Origin of the sequence: Streptomyces sp. NPDC051684 (assembly GCF_044453445.1) — a bacterium.
Lineage (GTDB): Bacteria > Actinomycetota > Actinomycetes > Streptomycetales > Streptomycetaceae > Streptomyces.
This window is the reverse complement of record NZ_JBITCS010000012.1, coordinates 173,369-187,263: the sequence shown is the minus strand read 5'-3', so window position 1 is coordinate 187,263 and position 13,895 is coordinate 173,369. Positions and strand designations below refer to the sequence as shown.

13 protein-coding genes and 1 pseudogene are annotated in these 13,895 nt (G+C 71.3%); 9 read left to right on the top strand and 5 right to left on the bottom strand.

All coding sequences use genetic code 11. The features are described from left to right. Positions 1-65: 65 nt before the first annotated feature. The 5 genes and pseudogenes from ACIA8D_RS17165 (at position 66) to ACIA8D_RS17145 (ending at position 4,393) form a co-directional block, all read left to right on the top strand. A complete protein-coding gene (locus ACIA8D_RS17165; RefSeq protein WP_399232858.1) occupies positions 66-269 on the top strand; it encodes an MbtH family protein in 204 nt (67 codons plus the stop codon). 65 nt (positions 270-334) lie between these two features. Continuing rightward, positions 335-1,426 (top strand): ATP-binding cassette domain-containing protein, encoded by a 1,092-nt coding sequence (locus ACIA8D_RS17160; RefSeq protein ID WP_399232856.1) that lies wholly within the window; start codon positions 335-337, stop codon positions 1,424-1,426. Further along, positions 1,414-2,244, top strand: a complete 831-nt coding sequence (locus ACIA8D_RS17155) for an ABC transporter permease (RefSeq protein WP_399232854.1) — start codon at positions 1,414-1,416, stop codon at positions 2,242-2,244. Before ACIA8D_RS17160 ends, ACIA8D_RS17155 begins: the two co-directional genes overlap by 13 nt. Before the next feature lie 221 nt (positions 2,245-2,465). After that, a pseudogene (locus ACIA8D_RS17150) lies at positions 2,466-2,942 on the top strand (transposase family protein); the annotation flags it as partial. Between the two features lie 176 nt (positions 2,943-3,118). Then, positions 3,119-4,393: an MFS transporter gene (locus ACIA8D_RS17145; RefSeq protein WP_399232852.1), complete on the top strand. Its 1,275-nt coding sequence runs from the start codon at positions 3,119-3,121 to the stop codon at positions 4,391-4,393. Positions 4,394-4,399: 6 nt separating this feature from the next. On the opposite strand, the gene ACIA8D_RS17140 is transcribed toward ACIA8D_RS17145, so the two are convergent. Then, on the bottom strand, positions 4,400-5,323 hold the full coding sequence (locus tag ACIA8D_RS17140) for an FkbM family methyltransferase (protein ID WP_399232851.1): 924 nt from the start codon (positions 5,321-5,323) through the stop codon (positions 4,400-4,402). 202 nt (positions 5,324-5,525) lie between these two features. Here ACIA8D_RS17140 and ACIA8D_RS17135 point away from each other — a divergent pair, with 202 nt between their 5' ends. Continuing rightward, positions 5,526-7,289, top strand: a complete 1,764-nt coding sequence (locus tag ACIA8D_RS17135; RefSeq protein ID WP_399232849.1) for a glycosyltransferase family 2 protein — start codon at positions 5,526-5,528, stop codon at positions 7,287-7,289. Here ACIA8D_RS17135 and ACIA8D_RS17130 read toward each other — a convergent pair. The 4 genes from ACIA8D_RS17130 to ACIA8D_RS17115 all read right to left on the bottom strand — a co-directional run bounded on the left by ACIA8D_RS17130 (position 7,261) and on the right by ACIA8D_RS17115 (position 10,816). Further along, the gene (locus ACIA8D_RS17130; RefSeq protein WP_399232848.1) at positions 7,261-8,094 is read right to left on the bottom strand and encodes a siderophore-interacting protein; all 834 of its coding nucleotides are present in this window, start codon (positions 8,092-8,094) and stop codon (positions 7,261-7,263) included. The two genes, ACIA8D_RS17135 and ACIA8D_RS17130, sit on opposite strands and share 29 nt — an antisense overlap. A gap of 11 nt (positions 8,095-8,105) precedes the next feature. After that, positions 8,106-8,813: a DUF2470 domain-containing protein gene (locus ACIA8D_RS17125; RefSeq protein WP_399232846.1), complete on the bottom strand. Its 708-nt coding sequence runs from the start codon at positions 8,811-8,813 to the stop codon at positions 8,106-8,108. 78 nt (positions 8,814-8,891) lie between these two features. Continuing rightward, positions 8,892-9,743, bottom strand: coding sequence for an alpha/beta hydrolase (locus tag ACIA8D_RS17120; protein ID WP_399232912.1), 852 nt, complete (start codon positions 9,741-9,743; stop codon positions 8,892-8,894). 56 nt (positions 9,744-9,799) lie between these two features. Continuing rightward, on the bottom strand, positions 9,800-10,816 hold the full coding sequence (locus tag ACIA8D_RS17115; protein WP_399232845.1) for a LacI family DNA-binding transcriptional regulator: 1,017 nt from the start codon (positions 10,814-10,816) through the stop codon (positions 9,800-9,802). Positions 10,817-10,968: 152 nt separating this feature from the next. Here ACIA8D_RS17115 and ACIA8D_RS17110 point away from each other — a divergent pair, with 152 nt between their 5' ends. The 3 genes from ACIA8D_RS17110 to ACIA8D_RS17100 all read left to right on the top strand — a co-directional run bounded on the left by ACIA8D_RS17110 (position 10,969) and on the right by ACIA8D_RS17100 (position 13,833). Then, positions 10,969-12,510, top strand: a complete 1,542-nt coding sequence (locus ACIA8D_RS17110) for a carboxylesterase/lipase family protein (RefSeq protein WP_399232843.1) — start codon at positions 10,969-10,971, stop codon at positions 12,508-12,510. Between the two features lie 93 nt (positions 12,511-12,603). Then, positions 12,604-13,329: a YoaK family protein gene (locus ACIA8D_RS17105; protein ID WP_399232841.1), complete on the top strand. Its 726-nt coding sequence runs from the start codon at positions 12,604-12,606 to the stop codon at positions 13,327-13,329. Between the two features lie 282 nt (positions 13,330-13,611). Next, positions 13,612-13,833: a type A2 lantipeptide gene (locus ACIA8D_RS17100; RefSeq protein WP_399232839.1), complete on the top strand. Its 222-nt coding sequence runs from the start codon at positions 13,612-13,614 to the stop codon at positions 13,831-13,833. The last annotated feature ends 62 nt before the right edge of the window (positions 13,834-13,895 follow it).

Here is a 13,895-nt window from a genome sequence, read left to right as displayed (position 1 = left end):
GCGGACCCAAGTCCACCCGAAACCAACGCAGTTCATCCAACGACACCGGAAAGAGCGACACCACCATGACCAACCCCTTCGACAACCCCGCCATTCAGCACCGCGTCCTGGTCAACGACGAGGGCCAGCACTCCCTGTGGCCCGAGTTCGCCGACGTCCCCGCGGGCTGGCGTCCCGTCCACGGGCCCGCACCCCGGCAGGAGTGCATCGCCTACGTCGACGCGCACTGGACGGACCTCACCCCGCGCAGCGCGCTGGCGTCCCGGTGAGCCCGTCCGCTGTGGATCTGATGGGCCCTCTCAGGCAGCCCCTGCCCCAGCGGGCCGGCCAGGCCGTGACATCTACCGGCGAGCGGGACGCCATCGTGGCCGAGGGGCTCACCCGGAGCTTCGGCGACCGCCGGGCGCTCGCAGGCATCGACCTGCGGGCCCCGGCGGGCAGCGTACTCAGCCTTCTGGGTCCCAACGGCGCGGGCAAGACGACCACCGTGCGCATCCTGACCACGCTGCTGCGTCCCGACGGTGGCCGTGCCACGGTCGCAGGACACGACGTCCGCGACGCCCCCGAGGCCGTACGCGAACGCATCGGCCTGTCCGGCCAGTACGCCGCGGTCGACGAACGCCTGACCGCCCGCGAGAACCTCTACCTCGTCGCACGGCTCTACGGAATGAGCCGCAAGGAGGCCCGCGCACACGCCGGCGACCTGCTCGACCGGTTCGCGCTCACCGAAGCCGCGGACCGGCCCAGTGGCGGTTTCTCCGGCGGCATGCGCCGCCGACTGGACCTGGCGGGCGCCCTGACCACACGGCCCGCGGTGGTCTTCCTCGACGAGCCCACGACCGGCCTCGACCCCCGTGGACGGGCCGACACCTGGCAAGCCGTACAGGACTTGGTGGCAGACGGCACCACGGTCCTGCTGACCACCCAGTACCTGGAGGAAGCCGACCAGCTCGCCGACTCCATCGCCGTGATCGACCAGGGCCGCGTCATCGCGCGCGGCACGGCCACCGAGCTGAAGGCTGCCGTCGGCGGCGAGCGGATCACGCTGCGCCCGGCCCTTCCTGACACTCTCCCGGTGGTGGCCCAGGTGCTGGCCGGCCTGGGCCGCCACCAGCCCGAGGTGGACCGGCGTACCGGCCAGATCTCGCTCGCCACCGACCACGGAGCGGCTGACCTGCGGCAGGCCCTTGCCGCGCTGGAAGCGGCTCAACTCCCCGTACGGGAGGTGTCCGTCGCCCCACCGACCCTCGACGACGTGTTCCTGTCTCTGACCAGCAGGCCGCGATCGCCCCGCGCTCTCGGCGAGCAACCGGACGTGCAGGACACCGAACTGGCCCCGAATGACAGTCAGTCCCCCGCACAGAGCCCCGCCGCGGTCAAGCGCCGCGGCGGCCGCAGGAAAGGAGCCCATGCATGGCGACGGTGACCCTGACCGCCCGGAAGCCGGCCGGATCGCTGCGCACCGTACGCGACGGACTGGTGATCGCTTGGCGCAACCTGGTCAACCTTCGGCGCACGCCGGGCGCCGTCGTCGCCGCGCTCGTCCAACCACTGATGTTCGTTCTGCTGCTCGCCTACGTCTTCGGGGGCAGCCTCGGTGGTGCGGAGTACCGCACGTTCCTGATGGGCGGCATCTTCGCGCAAGCCGTCACCTTCAACGCCTCCTTCACCGCCATCGGTCTCGCCGCCGACATGGACAAGGGGATGGTCGACCGCTTCCGCGCGCTGCCCATGCCGCGCGGCTCCGTCATACTCGGCCGCGCCCTGTCCGACCTCGCCATGAGCGCCGTCACGCTCACCGTCACCTCGTTGTGCGGTCTCCTGGTCGGTTGGCGCGTAGAAGGATCCGTTCCGGCCGCCGTCGCCGCTTACGGTCTGGTCCTGTTCTTCGCGTTCGCCATGTCCTGGGTCGGAGCGACGATCGGCCTGATGGCGCGCAGTGTCGAAGTCGCCCAGAGCGCCGGATTCATCTGGCTTTTCCCCGTCACCTTCGTCTCAGGTGCCTTCGTCTCGGTCACCACCATGCCCGGCCCCCTCCGCGTCATCGCCGAGTGGAACCCGGTCTCCGCGACCGCCACAGCCGCCCGCTCACTCTTCGGCAACCAGGCTCCGGAGGGGGTCGTGACACCATCGGCCTGGCCGGTCCAACACGCCACAAGCTACGCACTGCTGTGCACGTGCGCGGTCATCGCGGTCTTCATGCCGCTGGCCGTCCGACGCTACCGGCGCATCGCTCACGGCTGACGGGGAAGCTGCGCGAGCATGTCGAGCGGCTGAGCCGCGGCCGATCCGACACCAGAACCCCTTCCGCGGCGGCTTCGACGAACGCGACGTCGAAGCCGCATCCCGCACCTCACCTACCGAGGCACCCCGTCAGGGTCCGGCCTGTTCGACGGTGCGAGCCAGAGTGTCGACCAAGATCAACCGTCGTGCCAGGAGTTCCGCGTGCTGTCTACCCGTCCGCGATGGACCTGTCCACCACCCACCTGCGTCACCCGGGCCGGCACCTGACGGCTCGACGCCGGGAGATCGGCAGCCGGTGGAAGCGGCTGTCTCCCGGCCGCCAAGCCCTTATCGCCCTGGCCCATCTGCGGTGCGGCGGCACATATGCGCAGCTCGCGGCCGGATTTGGTATCGGCGTCGCAACCGCGTGCCGCTACATCCGCGAGGCCGCCGGCGTCCTGGCCGCGCTGGCACCGACACTGGACGAGGCCATGGTCAGGGCCCGGAAGAAGGCATACGTCATCCTCGGCGGCGCGTACGCACGGCATCATCGACGCGCTCGCCGAGGTGGGCACCAAGTGCTGGGCCGACAAGGCCTGTCAAGGTGCCGGCTTCCCGGTCCGCATACCGTTCGAGGGACGACACCTCAAGCGGTGGCAGGCCGTCACAACACGACACACGCGAAGATTCGATACGTCGGAGAGCAGGCCATGGCCACGGCCTCGGGCTCGTGCTGACTTTTTGCTGACTCAGCGCCCGTGAGTATGGTTTTGATCTACGGCCGCACCAAACGGCACGGCCGGTCGGCTGCGGCGAGTCGACGCGGGTGAAGGCAAAGTGTTGACTGCCTCGACCTGCGCTTGAACAGGGACGTTCCTGGGAACGGGACAGGATCATGACAGAGACCGCCACGACCACTCTCCGCCCTGTTCACCCGGCCCGACAGCTCCTCGCCGCCTCCGTCGGCAATGCCGTCGAGTGGTACGACTGGTACGCGTACACCTTCCTGGCGACGTACATCGCCGACCAGGTGTTTCCGAAGAGTGCCGACAACTCGCTCGTTCCGCTGCTCGCCACCTTCGCCGTGTTCGCGGTCGGGTTCTTCATGCGGCCCGTGGGTGGGCTGTTGATGGGGGCCGTCGCCGACCGGCGGGGGCGGCGGGCCGCGTTGACCGTGACCATTTTGCTGATGGGTGGGAGCAGTCTGCTCGTCGGGATCACGCCGACCTATGCGTCGGTGGGGGTGCTCGCGCCCGTCGTGCTGGTGCTCGCCCGGCTGCTTCAAGGGCTGTCCGTGGGCGGGGAGTTCGCCGCGTCGACGACGTTTCTGGTGGAGTCGGCGGGGCTGGGGCGGCGCGGGCTGTTCTCGTCGTTCCAGTATGTGTCCACGTCCATCGGGCAGTTGATCGCGTCCGGTGTCGCCGCGGTGCTCGTGGCCACGCTCGCCGAAGGGCAGATGGACGGCTGGGGGTGGCGGGTGCCGTTTCTGGCGGGGGCGGTGCTCAGCCTGGTCGGGTTCTGGATCCGGCAGGGGGCGCAGGAGACGCGGAGCGAGGGGCACGAGCGGCCGGGCCTGTTCGACGCGCTGCGGCAGTACCCGCGGCAGTCGCTGCTGATCTGCGGGATCACCGCCGGTGGCACGCTCGCGTACTACACGTGGACCTCGTACCTGCCGACGTACGCGGAGCTGAACACGGACATCGACAAGCCGCAGGCGCTGACCGCGGGCACGATCTCGCTGGCGTTCTTCGCGCTGTTGCAGCCGGTGGGCGGGATGCTCTCCGACCGCTTCGGCCGCAAGCCGCTGCTGCTGTTCTTCGGGCTCGGGTTCGCGCTGCTGAGCGTGCCGCTGCTGCACTCGCTGACGGGGTCGTTCGCCTCGCTGCTGTTCGCGCAGTGCGCCGGCATGGTGCTGCTCACCGGGTTCACGTCGATCTCGGCGGCGGTCAACGCGGAGGTGTTCCCGGCGCGGGTGCGGGCCGCCGGGATCGGGTTCCCGTACTCGCTGACGGTGGCGTTGTTCGGCGGTACGGCGCCGTACATGGGCACGCTGTTCAAGGACTTGGGGCACAGCGGGCTGTTCCCGTGGTACGTCGCCGTGCTGTGCCTCGTGTCCTCCGTGGTGTACCTGCGGCTCCCGGAGAGCGCGCACCGGGAGCTCGACCGCTGAAGCGGCTCAGCCGCCGGACCCCTGTCCGGCGGCGGCAGCGCGCTTCCGCTCCCCCGGAACCGGCACGGGTGCCTCACCGGGGCGCATCATCACGCAGTCGAACTCGAGCACCCGGCCGGTGCTCTTCTCGCGGGTCACCGGGTACATGCCGGTGACCTCGAAGCCGCGGCCCTCGTACTCGGCGAGGGCCTCCTGCATGCGGGGGCTGCCTTCGTAGAGCCGCAGCAGCGCGACCTCCGACTGAAGGCCCACGAAGTCGTCGACGCGCTCCCCCGCCCCGGCGAAGACCTCCAGGTCGTAGCCCTGCGTGTCCATCTTCAGGTAGGGGCGTGGGTCCGCGATGCCGTCGAGGGCCTGGTCCATGAGGCCGTCGAGGCGGCTTACCTGGATTTCCTCGGTGCGGCCCTTGGTGAACCGCTTGTACGCCGCGTTCCCGTAGTCGCTCGGGGAAAGCAGCGAGTTCATCGTGTTCCACTCGACGTACATGGGCCGACGTTCGTCCGAACGGCCGAGCCCGCACGGGAAAATGTGCCAGTCAGGGTCGTTCGCCGCATGCTTCTGGAGCTTCTCCAGGAAGCGCGGGACGGGCTCGAAGGATACAATGCGGCCTTTGTATCCGAACTGCCTCAGGCGGTTTCCGTACTGTCCGACGTTCGCGCCCACGTCGAATACGCAGTTCACCCCGTAGTAGTCGAGCATCTCGGCGACGTGGCGGCTGCACAGATAGTCGGACGCCGCCTTCTGGAAATCCCGCTCCGGCATCCCCGACTTCCGCTGGTCCACGACGAGATGGACGCCGCCGCCGAAGTCGGTGCTGGTCCACTTCCCGTGCCGCCGGTGCACAAGGACCGCCGCCCCGGGGGCGAGGTCGATGATCTGGGCCCCGGTCCGAGCGAGGCCGTTCAGCAGTGTCCGGTACAGAGAAGCCATGGCCGACACCGTCGCAGAGATGAATGAGAACCCCGGCAGGGCCCGGCCCACGTCACTCAAAACAGTGACCCGGCATACTCCGTGCGATATTCATATCGCGGGGTGACCATGGAAGATGCGTTTCCTGTGAAGGATGTAAACGCTGCTAGGTTACGAGCCCTCTCCTCGGAACTGGTCCGAGCGCACGGATTGACACACCTACATGACCCCCGTAAAAGTCACGGTTATCATTCCGACCCACAACACTGGCGAAGACGTCATGGTGGGCCTCACCGCACTGCGGAAACAGTCCATGCCCCGCACGGACTTCGAAGTTCTCTACGTCGACGACGGATCCACCGACGACACCGTCGCATTCCTGGAAAGGGAATTGGCCGACGAGGACAACATGACGGTCGTCCCGATGACCAACTCGGGCTGGCCCGGCCGCCCCCGCAACACCGGCGTCGCCCGCGCGCGCGGCGAGTACGTGCACTTCGTCGACGACGACGACTGGCTCGCCCCGCAGGCGCTGGAGCGGCTCTACGCGCGCGCCAAGGAGACCGACGCGGACATCGTGATCGGGCGGATGGCGGGCCACGGGCGCGGCGCCCCGCGGGCCCCGTTCGCCAGGCCGCTGGAGCGGGGGTCGGTGCGCGAGAACCCGGTGCTGCTGGGGAGCATGACCGTCCACAAGCTGTTCCGCCGGCAGTTCCTCCTCGACCACGACCTGCGCTTCGAGGAGGGCCGGGTACGGCTCGAGGACCATCTGTTCACGCTGCGGGCCTATCTGCTGGCCAAGCAGGTCAGCACGGTGCCGGACTACACGACCTACCACTGGGTGCGGCACCGCAGCGGCAAGCACAACATCAGCTACACCCCCATCGAGCCCGCCCCCTACATCGGCTCGGTGCGGCGCATCATCGCGCTGCTGCACGCCCCGGACACCCAGGTGTCGGACGACGAGCTGCGCCACCGGTTCACCGCCAACTGGTACGGCAGCAAGGCGCTGAAGCGGCTCACGGGCAAGGGCTTCCTCGGGCAGGACGAGGAGCGTCGCGCGGCCTGGCGGCAGGAGGTCATCGATCTCGCCGGCGAGCTGCCCGCCGCCGTCGACCGCCATCTGCCGGAGCGCCTTCGCGTGCTCTCCCGGCTGTGCCGGTCCGGCGATCACGAGGGCATCCATGCCTACGCCCGGTACGAGAGCCAGGTCGGGCACCGCCCGGCGATCGAGGCGGCGGACTGGCGCGACGGGGCACTGCACGTGCGTACGCGCACGGCGCTGGTGCGGACCGACCCGGAGACGGGCGAGAGCACTCCGTTGCTGTTCCGCCGCACGGTGCACGGCGCACCGTCCGGGCAGAAGCGGGTGCGGTGGACCTGGCAGCCCCCGGCTCCCCTCGACGTTCTGACGGGGCTCGACCCCGTGCTCGACTTCACCCGGCCGCTGAAGAAGGCCAAGGCGCAGGGTCTCGTGCACCACAAGGCGGGCGGCACCCAGCTCGTCGTGACCACCGGGACGTCCACGCTGCATCCCACGCCGCACGAGGCGGACCCCGAGCTGTGGGAGATGCACTGGACGACGGAGTGCACCATCGACCCCGCCGGCGTCGACGAGATCTCAGGACCGCTGGACCCCGGCGCCTGGCACGTGTGTCTGCGCCTGAACGTGGGCGGCTGGCTCAGCTCGCCGCGCCTTTCCGGGGTGAAGCTCTCCGTGCCGAGCGCCGCGAAGCCCGTGCCGGCCGAGCGGGCGCGGACCGCCGCCGCACCCGCGTCCCGACACCCCCTGCACGGCGTCGCGAAGGCGGCGGTTCCCGTACTGCGCCGGGTGCTGCCCGCCGCCGCCTATCTGGCGCTGCGCGACGCGTACCGGCACCTCGGCGCGTTCGGCGTGCAGCCGGCTCCGGTCCCGGTGGCCGTGGAGGAGCTGCGGCGCGCCAGGCAGGCGCAAGCGCTCAGCGTTTCCAGTAGCCGCAGAACATGATGCGCTCCTTCGGCACACCCTGAGCCACCCAGTGCCGGCGCAGCCCGGTGGCGAGACCCGACTCTCCGACCGCCCAGCCGTACAACGGGCCGTCGGGGAGCGACAGTTGGCCGGCACGCTCCAGTGCGGCCGCGCCGGGCACGGGCGACTCCCGGCCGCCCCGGTCGACCCACACGACCTCGATGCCGGGCGGGGCCGTGAGTTTCCTGCGGTCCTCGGAGGTCGGCACTTCGGCGACGGCCCAGCCCGTGGTGTCTCCGGGCAGCGAGGCGAGGACACCGGCGAGTGCGGGCAGGCCCGACTCCTCGGCGGCGAGGGCGACGTGGCGGACGCCTTCGGGAAGGTTGAAGCCGGTTCCCTCGTCGAAGAGGACGACCGGGTCGCCGGGTCCGCAGTGTTCCGCCCAGGTCGCGGCGGGGCCGGCCGCACCGTCGTCACCGTGTCCGTGGAGCACGAAGTCGACGTCCAGTTCCGGGCCTTGGGGGCCTTCGGCGCGGTGGGCGCTGACCGTGTAGTTGCGCAGCACGGGGCGGGTCTCCTTGGGGCCGCCGAGGAGTTTCAGGTAGCTGACCGTGGTCAGCCGGTCCGGGACCCGGCCCAGCGAGGCGTCCGCGTCGGGCCCCGCCGGGAGGAAGAGGCGGAACCACTGGTCGTAGCCCATCGGCCGGAAGTCGGCGATGTCGTCGCCGCCGAGGGTGACCCGTGCGAAGTGCGGCGAGAGCCGTTCGCTGCGCAGCACGTGCAGGCGCAGGGGTCGCGCCGATTCGGGCTTGACGCGGGTGGCGGTGAGGTTGCCGCGCTGCATGATGCCTCCGTTCAGCGGTGCGCGCGGGCGGCCGCGACGTCGAGGAGTTCCTGGATGCGGTGGCCCACCTCGTGGGGGCCGACCGCGTGGGTGTGGAAGGCGATGCGTACGTCCTCGTGTTCCTGGGCGGCGCGTTCGAGGCGCAGCACGAGGCCCCTGCGGTCGAGGCGTACGGGCCGGATGTCCGCCACGTCGGACAGGTCCAGGTCCCCGACGAGCTCGATGAGTTGGACGAGCAGGTCCGCGTGGCCCGTGTCGAGGTGCGAGAGCAGTTCCGCCTCGACCCCGGCCAGCGGGTCGGGCGCCGCCGCGGAGAGTTCCGTCATGTCGAGCACGCGCACCGTGTCGTCCTCGGCGAACGCGGCGCGCGCCGGGCGGAACACCAGGGTGTCGGGCCCCGCGTTCCCGAGGCGTCCGCTGAAGGCGAGGCGGGCGCGCACCCGGTCGCGTACGACGACGGGGGCGACATCGGTGAACTCCGCGTACGCGGCGAGGCCCGAGTGCGGCGCCGTGGCGAGCGCCTCGGTCAGCCGCGGGTCGGCGGGGTCGAGCAGGACCAGCCGGGACGCGGCGTCCACGGCGTAGAGCCCCACGCAGTCGAGCCGCAGCCGGGCCTCGGTCGCGGTGGTCAGGGTCAGGGTCAGGGTGTCGGCCGCGGCGAGGATCGTCCGCGCCCGCTCGGCGGGGGTGAGCTCCTGGTGCGCCACTGGGTTGACCATCTCCACTCCAAACTGAGGTAAGGCTCACCTTACTCACGTCTGGGATGTGGTGTCACCCCCGCCCCATGCCCCGGGCGGTCAGAGGAGTTCGGCGATCTCCGCCAGGACCCGGGCCGCCGGCGCGGGGTCGACCAGCCACTTCAGGTGCGAGCTGTCGAGGGTGCGGACGCGGAAGGGGTTGTCCGGGGTCAGCGCGTCGCCCTCGCGGATCAGCCGGTCCTGGAGGGCGGGCGGCAGGCTCGCGTCGCGCGCGAGGCGGACGTACGTCTTTGGGATGCGGCCCCAGGTGTCCGCCCGCGCCCGGTCGTCCGCGGCGCCGACGTCGAGGTTCTCGTCCGGCTGGAAGGTGTTCAGGAACGTGCGGAACTCGTCGTCGGTGCCGTCGGCGAAGAAGGCCGACCTGAACGCGTCGAGCGCCTTCTCGTCGGCGGTGCGGAAGTTGACGCGCAGCAGCCCGAGTTCGACCGGGTCGCCCGCCATCGCGAGGCCGAGCGCGGCGATGTCGACCGAGGCCATCTCCGGTTCGGCGTGGTAGTCGCCCACGCTCAGGTCGACGGGGCACCAGGACCCGACGTAGACGATGTGGTCGATCAGGTCGGGGCGGCGATTGGCCGCGGCCGTGGCCGTGACGCCGCCGCGGCTGTGCGAGACGAGCACGACGGGCCCGTTCTCCTTGGCCCGCTCCAGGACGCCGATCACGTGCTCGGCGTTGTCGGCGAGGGTGACTCCCTTGATGGCGCCGGGTGTCGAGGCGAGCCCCTCCAGGTCCTGCGGGGTCTGGTACCCGGCGGGGTACGTCGCCTTGAATCCGTGCCCCGGCAGGTCGACGGCGGCCGAGCGGTGCCCGAGCAGGCCCAGTTCCGCCTGGAGCGGCGCGAACGAGAAGGAGTTGGCGAACGCTCCATGGACGAGGACGTACGTCGGGTGCACGGGCACGCTCGCTTTCTGCCGCGTCTTGTGACGCTTCGGGACCGGATGTGGCGATCCTATGCAGCGGGCGGTGCCTGCGCGGCGCTCTCCCGGACAGTCAACTCCGGGTCGATCAGCACCACTTCCTCGCCCGTGCCACGGCCCTCGATCCGCGCGACGACCCGCTCCACCGCACGCCGCCCCATCTCCTGCGCGGGCACGGCGACCGAGGTGAGCGGCACCGACGCGTGCCGGGCGACCTGCTCGGGGCAGACCGCGACGACCGACACGTCCTCGGGGACGGCCCGCCCCGACTGGCGCAGCAGGGCGAGCAGCGGGTCGGTTGCGGCCTCGTTCTGCACGATGAACGCGCTGGTGCCGGGGCGCTCGTCGAAGATCCGCGACAGCGTCGCCGAGACGGAGGCGTAGCTGCCCTCGCAGGGGCGGTGCAGCAGCCGCAGGCCGAGTTCGGCGCTGCGCTCGCGCAGGCCCGTGAGGGTGCGCTCGGCGAAGCCGGTGCGGCGCTCGTAGACGGCGGCGGCCTCGCCGATGACGGCGATCTCGCGGTGCCCGAGGCCCGCGAGGTGCTCGGCGCACAGGGCGCCCGCGGCGGCGAAGTCCAGGTCCACGCAGTCGAGTCCGGTGGTGTCGGCGGGCAGACCGATGAGGACGGCGGGGCGGCTCGCCGTGCGCAGCAGCGGCAGCCGCTCGTCGTCCAGTTCGACGTCCATGACGATCACGGCGTCCGCCAGCGCGCTGCCCTCGATGCGGCGCACGGCCTGGGCGCCCTCCTCGCCGGTGAGCAGCAGGATGTCGTAGCCGTGGGCGCGTGCGGCGGTGGCGACCGCCGTCGCGATCTCCATGATCACGGGTACGTACATGTCGGTGCGCAGCGGCACCATCAGGGCGATGATGTTGGACTTGCTGCTGGCGAGGGCGCGGGCCCCGGCGTTGGGGTGGTAGCCGAGCGTGCGCACGCTCGTCTCGACGCGCTCGCGGGTGGCTGCCGAGATGGACCGCTTGCCGCTGAGGACATAGCTCACGGTACTGGCGGAGACTCCGGCGTGCTGGGCGACCTCTGCGAGCGTGACCATGTCGTTCTCCTGATGCCGGGCCGAGGGGTGGGCGCGAGCCGCCCGTCGTTCGGCATGTCGACCCTATGATTTGCGCAGGGTGCCTGTCCAGAAGTCCGTCGAAGCGCTTCGACACCCGGTCGGCACCAGGCGAGCCACCAGGGAGGACACGCATGACCGACGCCACCCCGACCGCGCCGATACGCACCGCATCGGGCCGGGTCCGCGGGCTCACGCAGGGAGCGCTGAGCGTCTTCCGCGGCATCCCCTACGCCCAACCCCCGGCCGGATCCCTGCACTTGGCGGCGCCAGAGCCGGCGGCGACATGGGACGGGGTGCGCGACGCGTTCGCCTTCGGGCCGCCGCCCCCGCAGTCCCTCGTGGGCGGACTCACGGGCCGCATCGCCGCCGAGGGCGAGGACTGGCTGACCGTCAATGTGTGGTCCCCGGACGTCGGCGCCGCCCGCCTCCCGGTGCTGGTCTACATCTACGGAGGGGCGTACGTCACCGGCTCCACGGACGGGCCGCACTACGACGGCTCCGCGCTCGCCGCCCGCGGCGCGGTCGTCGTGACCCTCAACTACCGGGTCGGGGCAGAGGGCTTCGGTGTCTTCGACGACGCGCCCGCCAACCGCGGGCTGCTCGACCAGGTGGCGGCGCTGCGCTGGGTGCGGGAGAACATCGCGGCGTTCGGCGGCGATCCGGACCGGGTCACCGTGTTCGGGGAGTCCGCGGGCGCGGGATCGGTGGCGGCGCTGCTCGCGATGCCGTCGGCGGCGGGCCTGTTCCGGCGCGCAGTGGCGCAGAGCGTGCCGGGCACGTACTTCTCGCTCGATCTCGCGCGCGACATCGGCGCGCGGATCGCGGAGCGGCTCGGGGCGCCGGGCGCGGGTGCCGCTCAAGTCGCCGCGTACGCGCCGAAGTCGCTGCGCGACGCCACCGACGACCTGATCCGCGCGCTGCCCGCGTACGCGGACCGATGGGGCCGTGTCGCCCACACCGCCACCCCGTTCGGTCCGGTGGTCGACGGCGAGGTGCTGCCCGCCACCCCGTGGGAGGCGCTCGCGGGCGGCGCCGCGCGCGACGTCGAACTGCTCACCGGGCACAACCGGGACGAGTACCGGCTGTTCACCATCATGGCGGGCCGGTACGGGAAGACGACCGAGGAGGAAGCGGCCGAGGCGCTGCGGCGGTTCGGCCCCGGCCCGGACGCCGAGGCCCGCTACCGGGTCGCGTACCCGTCCGCGGGCCCGACCGACCTCCATGAACTGGTGCTGTCCGACTGGCTGTTCCGGATGCCGACGCTGCGCCTGGCCGAGGCCCACACGGCGGGCGGCGGGACCTCGTACGCGTACGAGCTGTACTGGCAGGCGCCCGGTGCGGGCGGCTCGATGGGGGCCTGCCACGCCCTGGACGTGCCGCTCGTCTTCGGGACGCTCGACTCCGACTTCGCCGGTCTTTTCCTCGGCGCCGAGGTGCCGCCCGCGGCCCGGGCGCTGTCCGAGGAGATGGGCACGGCCTGGACCGCGTTCGCGGCGGGCGAGGGGCCCGGGTGGGCACCGTTCACCGCGGACGGGCGCGCGACGCGGGTCCTCGACGCGCCGTCGCGCACGGCGTCGTACCCGGAGGAGGTCTCGCGGCTCCTGTGGGAGGGCGTGGACTTCGCGCCGCTGGACCTCGGGCCCGACCCGGCCGCGACGCAGCCGGGAGCTTGACGACAGGCCCTGGCCCACCCCAGCGCACGAGCCCTCCCGACGCGCCGACGCCTGAGCGTTTCGGACGGGGGTCGCGCGCCTACCGTCTCGGACATGGACACACGCCCCCATGTCTCGCTCGTCCTGCTCGCCGCCGCGTCCGGGGCCGTGGACGCGCTCGCGTTCACGGCCCTCGGCGAGACGTTCGCGGGCGTCATGACCGGCAACCTGGTACTGCTCGGCATCTCGGCGGGGCAGGGCTCCGGGCCCGAGGTGGCCGGTCCGCTGTTCGCGCTCGGCGGGTACGCGGTGGGGGCCGCGCTGACCGCCCTGGTGTGCCGGAAGGTCCGTACGGACCGCACCGAGTTGTGGCCGGGCCGTGTCGTGGTGTGTCTCGCGGCGCAGTGCGGGCTGCTCTGCCTCCTCGCGGTGGCGGGCGGGCTGCTCGGCGGGGACCCGGCCGGGGTGTGGCGGACCGTGCTGCTCGTGACGGCCGCGCTCGCGATGGGCGGGCAGTCCGCGGCGATGGTCGCGGCGGGGGCCGGGGGCGCGCCCACCACCTATTTCACGGGGACGTTGACGACGCTGGTGACCGGGGCCGTCGACGGGTCCGGGCGGCGCCGGGAGCAACTGTGGGTGATCGGCCGGTTGTTGGCCGTGGTCGGCGGCGCGGCCTGCGCCGTTGCCCTGCGGGAGGCCGCCGCGCCGTGGGGATTCGTGCCGCCGGCCGTCCTGACCGCCGCCGCGGTCGCGTGCCAGAAACCTGCACACCGAATGCGCAGGGCAGTCACGGTGCTTCGCAAGAAAACATTGCCTCATACAAGCACCGCGCGCCGTTGATGCGCGACTGTCCTCTTTGTTACTGGGGGACACAGGGCGTTCACAATCCTCTCCGTGAAGAATGTGAAGGACATGCCGCCCGGCTGTGAACACCCCGGCACATGAAGGTAATTGGGCTCGCGGATCCCCTATGAATGGACGCGGTCCGATTAGCTGTGCGACGCGTCAACATGCTTTGATCCTCCGCATCGCATGACGGCCGCAGGGATTCGCAGCCACCGATTTCCAGCGCGCCCCGCGAATTTCGAAGTACCCGGACATACCCAAGAAGGGCGGCTCATTATGAGCAACCACATTGAGACCGTTGAGATCTCGGACGCCGACCTCGACAACGTCTCCGGCGGCCTCGTCGGCGGCCTCGTCGGCCAGGTTCAGGGCACCGTTGACGGCATCGCCCCGGTTTCGGGCACCGTCTCCTCCGTGACCAACACGGTCGAGGGCCTCACCGGCGTCAACACCGGCGCCGTGACCGGCCTCGTCGGCGGCGTGACGGCCGGCCTCTGAGTCGGATTCGATCCCACGGGATCGCCGCGCCACCTCCTGACGGGTGGCGCACCCCAAGCCTC

Coding starts and splice junctions, on each gene's coding strand:
- ACIA8D_RS17100 (WP_399232839.1), top strand. CDS start 13,612: ATGAGCAACCACATTGAGACCGTTGAGATCTCGGACGCCGACCTCGAC.
- ACIA8D_RS17145 (WP_399232852.1), top strand. CDS start 3,119: ATGACAGAGACCGCCACGACCACTCTCCGCCCTGTTCACCCGGCCCGA.
- ACIA8D_RS17105 (WP_399232841.1), top strand. CDS start 12,604: ATGGACACACGCCCCCATGTCTCGCTCGTCCTGCTCGCCGCCGCGTCC.
- ACIA8D_RS17155 (WP_399232854.1), top strand. CDS start 1,414: ATGGCGACGGTGACCCTGACCGCCCGGAAGCCGGCCGGATCGCTGCGC.
- ACIA8D_RS17110 (WP_399232843.1), top strand. CDS start 10,969: ATGACCGACGCCACCCCGACCGCGCCGATACGCACCGCATCGGGCCGG.
- ACIA8D_RS17165 (WP_399232858.1), top strand. CDS start 66: ATGACCAACCCCTTCGACAACCCCGCCATTCAGCACCGCGTCCTGGTC.
- ACIA8D_RS17140 (WP_399232851.1), bottom strand. CDS start 5,323: ATGGCTTCTCTGTACCGGACACTGCTGAACGGCCTCGCTCGGACCGGG.
- ACIA8D_RS17135 (WP_399232849.1), top strand. CDS start 5,526: ATGACCCCCGTAAAAGTCACGGTTATCATTCCGACCCACAACACTGGC.
- ACIA8D_RS17115 (WP_399232845.1), bottom strand. CDS start 10,816: ATGGTCACGCTCGCAGAGGTCGCCCAGCACGCCGGAGTCTCCGCCAGT.
- ACIA8D_RS17130 (WP_399232848.1), bottom strand. CDS start 8,094: ATGCAGCGCGGCAACCTCACCGCCACCCGCGTCAAGCCCGAATCGGCG.
- ACIA8D_RS17125 (WP_399232846.1), bottom strand. CDS start 8,813: ATGGTCAACCCAGTGGCGCACCAGGAGCTCACCCCCGCCGAGCGGGCG.